At 46.0% G+C, this 11,863-nt stretch carries 14 protein-coding genes and 4 tRNA genes; 2 read left to right on the forward strand and 16 right to left on the reverse strand.

Annotated elements, in window-relative coordinates; translation table 11 throughout:
* Window positions 1–210: 210 nt before the first annotated feature.
* From BACSA_RS00400 to BACSA_RS00420, 6 genes are all read right to left on the reverse strand, one after another.
* Window positions 211–648, reverse strand: a complete 438-nt coding sequence (locus tag BACSA_RS00400; protein WP_245546561.1) for a hypothetical protein — start codon at window positions 646–648, stop codon at window positions 211–213.
* Between the two features lie 158 nt (window positions 649–806).
* Entirely contained in the window at window positions 807–983 is a 177-nt protein-coding gene (locus BACSA_RS19050) for a hypothetical protein (RefSeq protein ID WP_169311428.1), read from the reverse strand.
* Window positions 984–1,026: 43 nt separating this feature from the next.
* Window positions 1,027–1,431 carry a type II toxin-antitoxin system VapC family toxin gene (locus BACSA_RS00405; protein WP_013616153.1) on the reverse strand — a complete coding sequence of 135 codons (405 nt, stop codon included), beginning with the start codon at window positions 1,429–1,431 and terminating at the stop codon, window positions 1,027–1,029.
* Between the two features lies 1 nt (window position 1,432).
* Window positions 1,433–1,813: a hypothetical protein gene (locus tag BACSA_RS00410; protein ID WP_041583803.1), complete on the reverse strand. Its 381-nt coding sequence runs from the start codon at window positions 1,811–1,813 to the stop codon at window positions 1,433–1,435.
* A 379-nt stretch (window positions 1,814–2,192) separates the two neighbouring features.
* Window positions 2,193–2,510 (reverse strand): hypothetical protein, encoded by a 318-nt coding sequence (locus tag BACSA_RS00415; protein ID WP_013616155.1) that lies wholly within the window; start codon window positions 2,508–2,510, stop codon window positions 2,193–2,195.
* 107 nt (window positions 2,511–2,617) lie between these two features.
* Window positions 2,618–3,031, reverse strand: coding sequence for a hypothetical protein (locus BACSA_RS00420; RefSeq protein ID WP_013616156.1), 414 nt, complete (start codon window positions 3,029–3,031; stop codon window positions 2,618–2,620).
* Between the two features lie 942 nt (window positions 3,032–3,973).
* Between BACSA_RS00420 and BACSA_RS00425 the strand changes: the two genes are divergently transcribed.
* Both BACSA_RS00425 and BACSA_RS00430 read left to right on the forward strand, forming a co-directional pair.
* Window positions 3,974–4,468: an HU family DNA-binding protein gene (locus tag BACSA_RS00425; RefSeq protein ID WP_013616157.1), complete on the forward strand. Its 495-nt coding sequence runs from the start codon at window positions 3,974–3,976 to the stop codon at window positions 4,466–4,468.
* A 229-nt stretch (window positions 4,469–4,697) separates the two neighbouring features.
* Complete coding sequence (locus BACSA_RS00430; protein ID WP_013616159.1) at window positions 4,698–5,117, forward strand: N-acetylmuramoyl-L-alanine amidase; 420 nt, start codon at window positions 4,698–4,700, stop codon at window positions 5,115–5,117.
* 102 nt (window positions 5,118–5,219) lie between these two features.
* Here the strand turns inward: BACSA_RS00430 and BACSA_RS00435 are convergent, their stop codons facing one another.
* From BACSA_RS00435 to BACSA_RS00485, 10 genes are all read right to left on the reverse strand, one after another.
* Window positions 5,220–5,750 carry a hypothetical protein gene (locus BACSA_RS00435; RefSeq protein ID WP_013616160.1) on the reverse strand — a complete coding sequence of 177 codons (531 nt, stop codon included), beginning with the start codon at window positions 5,748–5,750 and terminating at the stop codon, window positions 5,220–5,222.
* Complete coding sequence (locus BACSA_RS20485; protein WP_245546562.1) at window positions 5,747–6,067, reverse strand: hypothetical protein; 321 nt, start codon at window positions 6,065–6,067, stop codon at window positions 5,747–5,749. The genes BACSA_RS00435 and BACSA_RS20485 overlap by 4 nt, the downstream gene beginning before the upstream one ends.
* A gap of 245 nt (window positions 6,068–6,312) precedes the next feature.
* A complete protein-coding gene (locus tag BACSA_RS00445) occupies window positions 6,313–7,191 on the reverse strand; it encodes a tyrosine-type recombinase/integrase (protein ID WP_013616162.1) in 879 nt (292 codons plus the stop codon).
* A gap of 334 nt (window positions 7,192–7,525) precedes the next feature.
* Window positions 7,526–9,103, reverse strand: coding sequence for a transcription termination/antitermination NusG family protein (locus BACSA_RS00450; RefSeq protein WP_013616163.1), 1,578 nt, complete (start codon window positions 9,101–9,103; stop codon window positions 7,526–7,528).
* Between the two features lie 971 nt (window positions 9,104–10,074).
* Window positions 10,075–10,147 (reverse strand) — tRNA-Gly (locus BACSA_RS00460).
* A gap of 13 nt (window positions 10,148–10,160) precedes the next feature.
* Window positions 10,161–10,243: transfer RNA gene (locus BACSA_RS00465), tRNA-Tyr, on the reverse strand.
* A gap of 15 nt (window positions 10,244–10,258) precedes the next feature.
* Window positions 10,259–10,331, reverse strand: a tRNA-Gly gene (locus BACSA_RS00470).
* Between the two features lie 13 nt (window positions 10,332–10,344).
* A tRNA-Tyr gene (locus BACSA_RS00475) sits at window positions 10,345–10,427 on the reverse strand.
* Window positions 10,428–10,503: 76 nt separating this feature from the next.
* Window positions 10,504–10,998 (reverse strand): 6,7-dimethyl-8-ribityllumazine synthase, encoded by a 495-nt coding sequence (gene ribH / locus BACSA_RS00480; RefSeq protein ID WP_013616164.1) that lies wholly within the window; start codon window positions 10,996–10,998, stop codon window positions 10,504–10,506.
* Window positions 10,999–11,096: 98 nt separating this feature from the next.
* Window positions 11,097–11,774 carry a tetratricopeptide repeat protein gene (locus tag BACSA_RS00485; protein WP_013616165.1) on the reverse strand — a complete coding sequence of 226 codons (678 nt, stop codon included), beginning with the start codon at window positions 11,772–11,774 and terminating at the stop codon, window positions 11,097–11,099.
* Between the last annotated feature and the right edge of the window lie 89 nt (window positions 11,775–11,863).

Raw genomic sequence — 11,863 nt, forward strand, 5'->3', positions numbered from 1 at the left:
GCATGAGCTTTTGGATATATATGCATATAAGAAGTAAACGTCCAATTCAGACGTACCCCTTGCATTACAAGCGGTACGCCTAAAATAAAATTAAAATCCGGTTGATTTTTACAATTTGTTAGTACTTATGCCGATGGTTGAGGGCATAAGTTTTCATAGTCGTAGTTACCATAAAAAAATGAATAGTTAATAGTGAACAATGAATAACATTTAAGCCAGAAACTTCTCCCACACATCCAATGCATACGGCACACCATAATCTTCGTATGTCTCTGTATGCATCAATTTCTCCATTCCGTCTTTCAAACGCTGTAACTCAGCATCGGGAAAATTCCCATTCTTGATAGAGCTGATAATTGCCTCCATCATGTCTTGGCAAACATAGTCGGGACTGTACATGTCATCGAAATAGTTGTAATGTTCGTCTCCCACGAAGTGGTAAGCGAGGCTTTCGAGTACTTCAAGCAGGACGGTTACGGCTTCGGCGTAGTTGCCTTGGCTTAACGATTCACGAACCGCTTTCTGATAGGGTGAAAGCAGGCTTGCAATAGTGTCACAATCATCATCTATGTTGCTTTCATTGAATATGGCTTCGATTTCCGCTTTTAGCGGAGTCAATTCGATGTCAGTACGTGATGTGTTGTTCATACGCTGACGGATATAACTCATTTTAAGTTTGTGAGTTTATGAGTTTGTGAGTTGACATCCTGCCCTTGTTTTTATGAAGATACCTTCGCGGGGAAACGGTTCGTAAGCGTTCGATTCAGACATCCCCTACATTACAGACGGTAGGCCTAAAATAAAATTTAGATGTAAGAAGCTGTTTTGAATTTCTCCAAAAAGTTTTTTGGGGCTTGATGTTTCCGTTTTCGTGTGTGCTTTGGGCGATTTTTTGGTCCTTTTCGCTCCTGTTCTTCGTCAGATAGCCCGCTATCTTCCTCATCACACAAGCGAAAATGCCTCAAAAACTCATCCCAAATCATCGCACGATAAATTCAAAACAGCTTCTAAGAACGAGTAAGTATGCTACTTAAGCAAGAATTCTTCCGGAGTATATACCGGAATATCCGAAAAATAAAAGTCTTTTTTGTTGCGGGTGATGATGCAGTCTGCCGCGGCTTGCTTTGCCGAGAAATATTGCAGGGCATCTTCAAAATCTTTAGCTCTCAATAATAAAGCCGCATCAATACTTGTTTCTCCTGTGGTTGCAATTTGTACATTGGAACGCAACTCATCCAATAGTCCGTACCATTCGCCCAACGGCATTCCTTTTTTTGTAAGGTATGCCACATTGGCAAAGGTTAAATCTGAAATTATCAGTTGGTGGATACCATCGTCAGCCATTTCGAATATCGGGACAATTGCATGTACGAAAGGTTCACGGAATTTCACAGCATCTACCACTACATTGGTGTCTAAGAATAATTTCATCTTATATTCCGTATTTTTCCCTTAAATAAGCCTCTTTTTCTTTTTTCCAGTCATCATTCTCATCAATGAAAGGAGCTGCTCCAAATAATCGGCGTAAATGCCCTTTCACATGAAGATTGTCCAACTTCGCTTCAATTTCCTTGCGGCTGCAAACCTCCGGATTTTCATGCATCGTTCCCGTTTCTTTGTCCACAAGCAAACTTCCGGCAAGTTTGTTAATAATCAACAGTTTGACTTGGGTGGGTTGCTGTAAAAGCATGTCCATTATTTGATCAGAAAACTCTGACACAGGTGGCTTTACCGCATTAGGACTGCTGTATGAAAGCCCTGGTTCGCTGACCATGCCCGTGGTCTCTTTTTCTATTGGTTTGTATTCTTTCATAAGACGTTCCTCCTTGTCTTGTTGATTCTGATAGGACAAAGCAAGTTCTTTGTCCTCTGTCTACAAAGTTAGCAATTAATTCTCAGATGGCAAAAAACTTGCGCAATTAACAATGGACAAACGGACAATTATTTAGCTCTGCAAACATCCCATGTAGGGGCGTATTGTATGCGCCCGAATGCGTTAACTAATCCACGTGGATGTTTTTGGGCAGGCAAACCCTGCCCCCTACAAGGCATTTGGGCAAAATGAGGACATTCGTACTGCTTTTTTAAAGGATATATACTGCATCAGCGGTTGCAGTATATATTCATCAGCAGTTGCAGTATATATTCATCAGCGGTTGCAGTATATATTCAACTGCCGATGCAGTATATATTCATTTTTCGGGTGTACTATCCTGTATGTTCTGTTCCGCCTGCTGCGCGTTCGGAGCGATGAGGTTCTGGCCGCCGTTGATGATGCAGACAAACTGGGGGTCTTCCCGTTCGTGGAGCTTGTCTATCTCATCGTGGTACTCCTTGGGCATTATCCAGCGGAGAAGGCACTTCACGTGCGAGAGGTCGGCGTTGCGGTTTGCATTCAGGTATTCCTGAGCGGCGGCTATCTGCCTGAGATAAGGTATCTCAAAATGCTCTTCCCGGATGGATTCGATGACTGCTTCCGCTATTTTCTTTATGAACGCGCTTTTTTTCATTGGCCAAGAGTTTCAAGTGAAATGCCGGAAATGCGTAAAGTTTCCCGGTGACTTGTCCTCTTGGAATGAGTATCGGGTTCATGACAGGGCGGTCTTTTCAGACAGGTTCAGGGACGTTTCTTGGGACGGTTCATCCATGCGTCGTTGATGCGGGCACGGATGTTGTCGACGGTCTTGCCTTTTTCAAGCTTGGAAGCAAAAGGCAGCAGGAGGCTGATGAAGCGTTCTTTCACCATTTCTTCGGGGAAGAGTCTGGGCTCTTGTTCCACCATCTCCACCACGACACGTGCCAGCTCGGTAGCCGACCGGCACTCGCCGATGAGGGAGAGATAGCGGCCGAGGTTCTCCTTATTTATATATAGGGCAAGCTTCTGCGCTTCGGGAGGTTCCGTTTCCTGAGCGGACTTGTCGGGAAGCGGATGTTCCGGAAAGTAGCTGCCGTAGAAATTCTGCACGGCTTCCGTAGCGTTGGGGAGGATCTGGTTGTTTCCTCCGTTTATGTTTATGGTTATGTCGGACACGACAGCAATTAATAATTAACAGTTAATAATTAATAAAATGAATATCCGCATTTTACCTAATTGACTGTAGGGGCGTATCGCATACGCCCTGAAGGCATCCGCATGGATAAGTGGACACATTCGGGCGTATGCGATACGCCCCTACATGGGATGTTTGCGGATATTCAAAATTAATAATGCCAATGGGTTATAGTAGAACAAAATTGATTTGCGAAAAAATTCTTGATGTATTGTCATAATCGAATGGAGTTTCCATTGGAAATGGGCACTCAGCATGACAAATGATTTTCGCATTTTAGAAGCTGTTTTGAATTTATCGTGCGCTGATTTGGGATGAGTTTTTGAGGCATTTTCGTTTGTGTGATGAGGAAGATAGCGGGCTATCTGACGAAGAACAGGAGCGAAAAGGACCAAAAAATCGCCCAAAGCACACACGAAAACGGATACATCAAGCCAAGAAAAACTTTTTGGAGAAATTCAAAACAGCTTCTTATTTCTGATTGGCTATAAAAGGGAATTAGATGGAGTTATCGCCCGCTTGACGGGCTGGGAGTTAGATGCCAATGCCTCTTGCATTGTTTCTGTAGAGACGATGTGCACATCGTCTTTACTACGTGGCATATACAAAATGCACAAATAAATACTGCGTGAAGTATAACTTCTGAACGAAGTGATAACTCCTGTGAAACATAGCTACGTTTAACTCCTGATTCGCATTAATAATGGATAGCTTAGAACCTTTGTTTTCTCAACCGGTTGTCAATGGTTTGTCAACGCTTGTCAACCGAATTGATTTCGCCTTTCCGGTGCAGTACCTTTGCATTGTCATCAGAAATGAAGAACGAAAAATGATGAATGAATAATTCACTCCCGGGACATTTAAGTTTGACGTTCCCTGATGACAAGCAAACATAAGTTTAACCCTTAAAAACAGTTTAAAGTATGATTAATTACTCTACCTATTTATGGAGAAACCCGTTGGACGAAGAAGCAGCTGAAATGGCATACGCCAAAAACCAGGTAACCAAAACGATGACTTTTGACGAGTTCGTGAAACACATCGCCGATCACAACGGGGTGTTTACCCGCGGTACGGTGAAAGGCGTGGTGAGCGACACGTGTGCCTGTCTGGTCGAGATGCTGCTGAACGGCTGCAAAGTGCAGTTCGGTGAACTGGGCACCTTCGGCATTTCCCTCACTTGCGAGCCTGCCGATTCGATGGAAGAATTTACTGCATCCAACATCAAGACGGTAAATATCGTGTTTACTCCCGGCGAGGACTTCGAAAACCTGCGCTCGCGTGCCGAATTTGCTCCGGTAGCAAGCCGCCTGGCACAGAAGGCTACACTGAAAGCCGAGAAATCCGGTGAAACTACTGTGGACCTGGAAGCGGCGAAACGGAAGCCTGCTTCTGTTCCGGAAGAACCCGGCGTATGATTCTTTCCTTTCCCAGGTCTTTCTGAAACGCGGATTCTTTAATTTAACCTTGCAGGGCGGATAACGAATCTGCCCTGCAACAATAAATTGCCATGCGATTATTCATCCTTATTATTCATTTAACCACTAAACGTATGAAAACAAACTGGAAAAACATTTTGCTTTACATCGTCAAGTTCATTGAGTTGTTGATAACCGGTGCTGCCGGAGGAGCGATAGCCAGCGGCCTATGAGAACCATTACACTGATTATCGTGCACTGTTCTGCCAATAGGGCAGGCAGTGCCCTTCGGATGGCAGACATCGACAGCTACCACCGCTCGCTGGGCTGGATAGGCTGCGGTTACCATTACGTCATTCCTACGGACGGGACTATTGAACCGGGCAGGCCCGAAGAAATGGTCGGGGCACATTGCAAGAACCATAACCGGCATTCGATTGGAGTTTGTTACATCGGCGGACTGTCTAAGGACGGAAAGCCTGCCGACACTCGGACGGATGCCCAACGCATTGCCTTGCGCAACCTGCTGGAGCAGCTTCACCGGAGATATCCCGACGCCCTGATTGTGGGACATAGGGACTTGGACCCGCAAAAGGAATGCCCTTGTTTTGATGTGGCGAACGAGTACCATGACTTGCAACCTCGCTAAACGCTGACTCTCTCTGGAAATGACGGCAGCCGTCACGGTTTTCACCGGTAAACGTTGCAAAACGGCTGTGCCGTGAAAGCTGTCGTCATATTATCATACTTTTTAATATATCTTCTCTTGTTCCACCAACTGGTTCAGTTGTGGCATCATCCGTTCAATCACGTGGCTGCGCACCTTGCTGTTGCGGTCAAAGTCCATGTCATCAAGAATGTCATCCACCGTGTCGTCCTCCATGTCGCCGCCATATCCTGCGGCAACCATTCCGATTGCCTGCAGTTTCCTGACTTTGGATGCAATGGCTGCATTGCGTGCCGCCGCTGCCAGTTCGTAAGGAAAGACTTCGTACAGAAGGTTGCAATAACGCAGCAGTTCGGGGAACCCGTCAGACTCAGTCAAGTATGCCGCCAGCATCTCTTTCTCCAACTTGCGCAACAGGTAAAGACCTTTCAAAGTTGGCAATTTGACCGCTAAAGGCTTGCTCATCATCAGAAACAAGGCGTGAGAAACGATGATATGGTCTTCGTCAGGATGCAAGGCAAACATCCGTTCTTCCGGCTTGCAGGTTTTCTGCAATTCGGCTTCCATCCGGTCGAACATCTGCTTGCGCATCTCTTTTTGTGAATCTTGTTTCATTTTGAAAAGGGTCGTGTTTCAATCCCTGATGAGCCGAGTGGAATAACAGTCGACAGGGGGAGGCTGAATGAGGCATCGGAACGCTTGTCTTCCGATGTTCTATCCGCATCCGAGGCTTCAACATGAGGATGCTCAAGTCTCATCTCTATCAGGATGGATTCAAAAGAATCTTCAAGACCATGCTCTTTCAAGAAGCGGGTCATATACATAGCCAAGGCTGCTTCAGCATTTTCCGCTGTGTTTAAGGAACTGCCAATGAGTTCTTCCCAAGGAAGACCGGTAAATTTTTGAGCTACTGAGGGCAAATCATTTTCCATAAATGTCTGACGATGTAAAATGCGGTCGAATTCATCCGTTACGGATTGTACCGTCTGCCGGCTTTCCGTAGACAATGATACGATAGCCGGGCATCCGGGACAGGTGAATCGTTCGCCAAGCAGCAGTCCGCTGAGGGTGAAAGGAATCTGCGACCGACATACAGGGCATGTCAGAGTTTGTGGAATGTCCTTTAGCATAGAGACTGTTATCTTCTTATTTCAACCGGGTAGGAAGTGTAGTATGGTTACAACAGGTCGCTTATGCTTACGCTCTTGGTCATGCTTTCCCACGAATGCCTTGCGACGGTGAGGTTCAGCGGATAACCAAGCTCCATCATCTCGCCCAATTTCTTCAGGCTGTAATTGATGCGGTGCAGGAGGCTGTCATACTGTCTCCATTGTTCGCGCGGGTCTTTTGCCGTGATGATGGGGAAGAGGAGGAGCGTGCCTTTCTGCCTGTAGCGGTCCGCTATTTCTTGCAGTACCGGTTCCCAGGGAATGGAGATTTCCTTGCCGGTAAGATGCTGGCGGTAGGTGAGCTGTCCGTTCCGGATGTTCCCTTTTGTCAGGCGGAGAATGTCATCGCTTCTCATGCCGCGGGCATAGACGGAAAACAGGAAGATGTCGCGGGCGAAGACGATTGACGGATGTTCACCGCTTAAGTCCAAGTCGCGCATACGTTTTACTTCCGCAAGCGTCAGGCCGTTCTTCTCTTTCTTGACGCGGTAGCTCACGTCCATGCCTTCGAAGGGATTGCTGTCGGCGGCAAGGCCGTCATTGACGGCAAGCTTATAGACTCGCTTCAAATTCCGGATATAAAGGGAAATGGTGTTGCGTCCCAGCTCCTGATTCTTTAGCCACGTGTGGTAGTTGCGCATCAACAAGGCGTCGAAGTCCTTGAAAGGCACTTCGTTCTTGCCCAAATAGGCGATGAATCTCCTGAGATACATTTTCAGCTTGTTGGCCGCGTCATACCGTCCCTCATCCCTCAGTTTCTCAACGCGGGAGTTGGCGTAGGCGATGAAGCCGAAACCTTCCAGTTCCTCTCCAGCCCCTCTCCAGCTCTCCCCATGAGGGGAAAGGGTAACGGCTGCCGTCTGTATTTTTTCTTGTCTGTTATCCACTTTCTGTTAGGATTTGTGTATTTTCCTAGTGTTTATGCAGAGGGGGTATCTCAGTTGATAATTAACAATTAATAATGCGAATCAGGAGTTAAACGTAGTTATGTTTCACCGGAGTTATCACTTCGTTCAGGAGTTATACTTCACGCAGTATTTATTTGTGCATTTTGTATATGCCACGTAGTAGAGACGATGTGCACATCGTCTCTACAGAAACAATGCAAGAGGCATTGGCATCTAACTCCCAGCCCGCATTGACGGGCGATAACTACCTATAACTCCCTTTTAACTCCTGATTGGCATTAATAATTGATTTACTGTAGTACGTTGTCAGCTCTTAATAGTGCAGCCACACCGTCCGCAGATACCTGCGCCATACGGCAAGGTGGTTGGTGGTATTGATTTCCTTGCAGATGCGGACGCAAGTCTGTATCAGCTTGTCCTTTGCCGCGTCTTTTTCTTGAACAGAAGACCGGATAGCAAAGACGTTCAACGTATCTTTGCCGACCTTAAAATCCTGAACGGCTTTTACGGCTGAATCCGCATCCGTCAATACCTTATATAATGTTGGGGCATAGTTGCGGAAAGACTCGATAAGTTTTTCCGTATTTGTAGCTTCGTTACGGATTGTCTGCACACCGCCCGACACCAACTTCTCGTTAGCTTTTCCTGCCGTTAGGAAATATTCGCGGAGAAAATCGTTCCAGTTGGCGAAGAAGATAAAGCCCTGCCCCTCCAGCCCCTCTCCGGCTCTCCCCATGAGGGGAGAGGGGTTAGATTGTTCTGTCACAGCCCTCTCTCCACGGGAGAGAGGGGGGAGAGAGGCTATGTGGGCATAATACGTAGTGGTTATTTGTCCGTCTTCCTGCCTGCTGGGATAGTAAACCTCTTCGGTGATGTCCACCCTGCGGATGATTTCCGTAAAATTCTTATGTTGAAGTTCCACCTCGTTCTTGCCTTCTTCCAACTCTGTGCCGGATGTAGGCGTCAGGAACGAACGCAGGAGAATCTTTTGCCAGTTTTCCTTCACATATCCGGGAGTGTCATGTTCGTAGCGGGCAAGGTTTATCAGGAGTTCAGCTTCCTTGGTAGTCAGTCTGGCAAGACGGCTGCCCAATGTTTTCGCACCTTTCTTGTCCAGTTCCCGACAGAGATTGGTCAATGACAAATCGACAGCAAGGCGTTCCATCAATTCATAAAGCATGGGCTGCGTGCGTTCTCCGTAGCCGCAAGCCTGCAGGATTCCGACAAGCAGGTCAACGGCACGCCCTTTTTCCGTGCCTATAGACAGGCGGTCGCCCTCGGCATTGTGGAGACGGACGACGTGCAGGTCGGAGGCATTGGGATAGGTGACGGTCAACCAGCTGCCCGGCACCATGCCTTGCACGCGGAACACCAGTCCCTTTTTGCGGTGGAAGCGGCAGATGTAGCCTTCTTGGCCGGCAAGCGGACCGTCGACCACGCGTACAATCTCATTTGCCTCGCCCTCTTTCGCATTGAAGGCATAGTCCGAGTAAGGACGCTCCAATACAATCACCTTGTCGGCGTAATTCTCGTTATAGTCACGGAAAGCGCGCATCTGCGATTCGGGTATGGTGCAGGGTGTGGCTTTCTCCTCTTCCGTACGCTTGCGGTTGTAGCGGATATAAGCGTCGGAACAGTTGTCTCGAAGGAACTCAACTAACGCACTTTGGGTGGCAAGCACGAATACATAGCCATCGAAAAGAGGCAGGCGCTGTTCATTGTCACCCAGGCGCACGTAGACTTTGGTATGTGTGGGGTAATAGACTTCCAGTATGTTCCGGAGCTTGTCCTTTTCACGTTCAATGCGTGCGCACAATTCCGGTTCGTGCCCGGGTTTTGTGCGGACAAGGAACCATCGGTAATCTACGTTGTTGAGTTTGTCGGACAACATGATGGATTTGCGATTTACAAAGTACTATTTACGGTGGTTAATCCCCATTTACAACACAGCCCAATCGTAAATTGTAAATGAACAAGGCATTCCTTACGTTACCCTCATGACAATCGCATGACGGCTAACCGATACCTCTCCGAATTTGAATCACCACGCTTTGCAAACTTTTTTAGGAAGTTTTCGGGCTTGTCTTACAGCATTCTTTAGGTTTAGCGGCAGTATTCCGGAGTAAAAACTCAGCAACAATGACTTGCCGTTGTTATGTGACGAGAAGTGAAAAGCGCAATGCGCTTTAATGTTTTTGCTTCCATATCACAAATGCTTGATATTTAATCAATTAAATCTTTTTAAGTTCACCGCTTTACCTTTGTTTTATATTATGAAACGGAGGATTTTATAACACGCTGAGAATCAACAAGCAATGAGATATATTTCCGAAATTAGTCAAACAAATGCAGCTTTTTGAAAAACTAAATCACGAAGCTTGAAAAAATTTTTTTGACCGTAAATTCCTTAGTATTAAATCTTTTTACTACATTTGCAGCGTTTCTTTCCGCTTCATAATATACAGCATGTTTGGTTGAAGAGATTCCGGTTGTTTTTAGAGTTCGTTTAAATTTTCCAATAAAGTAATATTCTATCAGCTTCTTTTTTGTTTTGAGGATATTCATTTAAGTATGCGAATCGGGAGTTAAAAGGGAGTTAGATGGAGTTATCGCCCGCTGGACGGGCTGGGAGTTAGATGCCAATACCTCTTGCATTGTTTCTGTAGAGACGATGTGCACATCGTCTCTACTACGTGGCATATACAAAATGCACAAATAAATACTGCGTGAAGTATAACTCCTGAACGAAGTGATAACTCCTGTGAAACTTAACTACGTTTAACTCCTGACTCGCATTAAGTATAATCAATGCTTGGGTGTTCGCAAAGAAAAAGCCGCCTCAAATTTTGAGACGGCTTTCAGAGCGGAAGACGGGACTCAAACCCGCGACCCTCAGCTTGGAAGGCTAATGCTCTATCGACTGAGCTACTTCCGCATTGCAATTGGGGTGGGCAAGGATGGATTCGAACCACCGAAGGCGTAAGCCAGCAGATTTACAGTCTGCCCCATTTGGCCACTCTGGTACTTGCCCTTTTTATTTTTTTAGAGCGGAAGACGGGACTCAAACCCGCGACCCTCAGCTTGGAAGGCTAATGCTCTATCGACTGAGCTACTTCCGCATTGCAATTGGGGTGGGCAAAGATGGATTCGAACCACCGAAGGCGTAAGCCAGCAGATTTACAGTCTGCCCCATTTGGCCACTCTGGTATTTGCCCTTTTTAAATGAAGAATACTTGCTTCGCAAGACTGAAAGATATTCTTCATTTTTTCAATTGCGCTGCAAAGGTACTACTATTTTTTTAATTTGCAAGTAAAATCAATCATTTTTATTGCATCTACTGCGCATTCGTCTCCTTTATTTCCCAATTTCCCGCCTGCACGTTCTTCGGCTTGCTGCATATTGTTGGTGGTAATCAGGCCATAGATGACCGGAATGTCGCTTGTAGCGTTCAGGTAAGTAATACCTTGGGTAGCTCCCATGCATACATAATCAAAGTGAGGGGTATCTCCGCGTATGACGCATCCTAAGGCAATCACGGCATCTACTTTTCCACTTTTAATTAATTGGGCAGAACCGTATGTCAGTTCGAAGCTTCCCGGTACGGTTTTTACCAAGATGTTTTCGTCTTTGGCTCCGTGTTTCTTTAATGTGTTTAAAGCTCCGTTCAGGAGGGAACCGGTAATGTGTTGGTTCCATTCAGATACAACGATACCGAAGCGCATGGCGGATGCGTCAGGCACGGAATGGGTATCGTAATCGGATAAGTTATGGTAGGCTGTAGACATGTATGGTAGTTAATAATTGATAGTGATTAAATGCAGAGGCGCAAAAACATCGAGGATTATTTCCTTTGCGTTTTTGCGCCTCTGCGTTTGATTAAGAATTATTTAATAGATGCGCGTTCGATGTACTTATCGATGGTCATAGCTTGGTATGATGTCGCGTATTTGGTTTTGATTTGTTTGTAAGCATCTACAGCTTCGGCATTCTTGCCTTGCTTTTCCAGGATTTGTCCGGCTTGGAGCAGGAATATCGGGCTGAGGGTAGTGCTGTTTGCCTTGTCTGCCGCTTTCAATAATGTAGCGGCTGCTTTGTCCAATTGTCCCATTTGTGCATAGCAGTTGCCCATTGTGCCCAGAATAGCGGGAGCTACCATGTAATCGTCTGCACTGAATTTATCGAGGTAGGTTGTCGCTTCTTCGTATTTGCCCAATTGTGCATAGCAGAGTCCGCAATAAGCGTTGGCAAGGTTTCCTGCATCTGTACCGCTGAATTCATCCGCGATTTTCAGGAAGCCGGTATATCCCAGGCTGTCCCCGTTCAGTGCCAATTCGAATTCATTGTTCCCGAAATATTGTTCTCCTTTGAAGAGGGCTTCGGATGCTTTCAGCTCATTCGGCTCTCCGATGAAATGATTGTAACCTACAATGCCGCATACGATAACGACAATAGCTACTACCACACCTATAAACAGGTTTTTGTACTTTAATAAGAATGCTTCGGAAGTGTTCAGCGCTTCGTCTACATTCAACGGATCGTGAGTTTGTTTTTGTTTTGACATTTTTCTTATTGTTTTTTTATTATTTTCGTGAAATCCATTTTCGGTCAGCAAAAGTAGTTTATTTCTGTTTATAAACGAAATTTGCGGGC

Origin of the sequence: Phocaeicola salanitronis DSM 18170 (genome assembly GCF_000190575.1) — a bacterium.
GTDB classification, from domain to species: Bacteria; Bacteroidota; Bacteroidia; order Bacteroidales; family Bacteroidaceae; genus Phocaeicola; species Phocaeicola salanitronis.

What these genes read in the sequence shown, in the direction of transcription:
- BACSA_RS00400 (WP_245546561.1), bottom strand. Translation starts at nt 648, where the DNA reads ATGAACAACACATCACGTACTGACATCGAATTGACTCCGCTAAAAGCG.
- BACSA_RS19050 (WP_169311428.1), bottom strand. Translation starts at nt 983, where the DNA reads ATGATTTGGGATGAGTTTTTGAGGCATTTTCGCTTGTGTGATGAGGAA.
- BACSA_RS00405 (WP_013616153.1), bottom strand. Translation starts at nt 1,431, where the DNA reads ATGAAATTATTCTTAGACACCAATGTAGTGGTAGATGCTGTGAAATTC.
- BACSA_RS00410 (WP_041583803.1), bottom strand. Translation starts at nt 1,813, where the DNA reads ATGAAAGAATACAAACCAATAGAAAAAGAGACCACGGGCATGGTCAGC.
- BACSA_RS00415 (WP_013616155.1), bottom strand. Translation starts at nt 2,510, where the DNA reads ATGAAAAAAAGCGCGTTCATAAAGAAAATAGCGGAAGCAGTCATCGAA.
- BACSA_RS00425 (WP_013616157.1), top strand. Translation starts at nt 3,974, where the DNA reads ATGATTAATTACTCTACCTATTTATGGAGAAACCCGTTGGACGAAGAA.
- BACSA_RS00430 (WP_013616159.1), top strand. Translation starts at nt 4,698, where the DNA reads ATGAGAACCATTACACTGATTATCGTGCACTGTTCTGCCAATAGGGCA.
- BACSA_RS00435 (WP_013616160.1), bottom strand. Translation starts at nt 5,750, where the DNA reads ATGAAACAAGATTCACAAAAAGAGATGCGCAAGCAGATGTTCGACCGG.
- BACSA_RS20485 (WP_245546562.1), bottom strand. Translation starts at nt 6,067, where the DNA reads ATGGAAAATGATTTGCCCTCAGTAGCTCAAAAATTTACCGGTCTTCCT.
- BACSA_RS00450 (WP_013616163.1), bottom strand. Translation starts at nt 9,103, where the DNA reads ATGTTGTCCGACAAACTCAACAACGTAGATTACCGATGGTTCCTTGTC.
- ribH (WP_013616164.1), bottom strand. Translation starts at nt 10,998, where the DNA reads ATGTCTACAGCCTACCATAACTTATCCGATTACGATACCCATTCCGTG.
- BACSA_RS00485 (WP_013616165.1), bottom strand. Translation starts at nt 11,774, where the DNA reads ATGTCAAAACAAAAACAAACTCACGATCCGTTGAATGTAGACGAAGCG.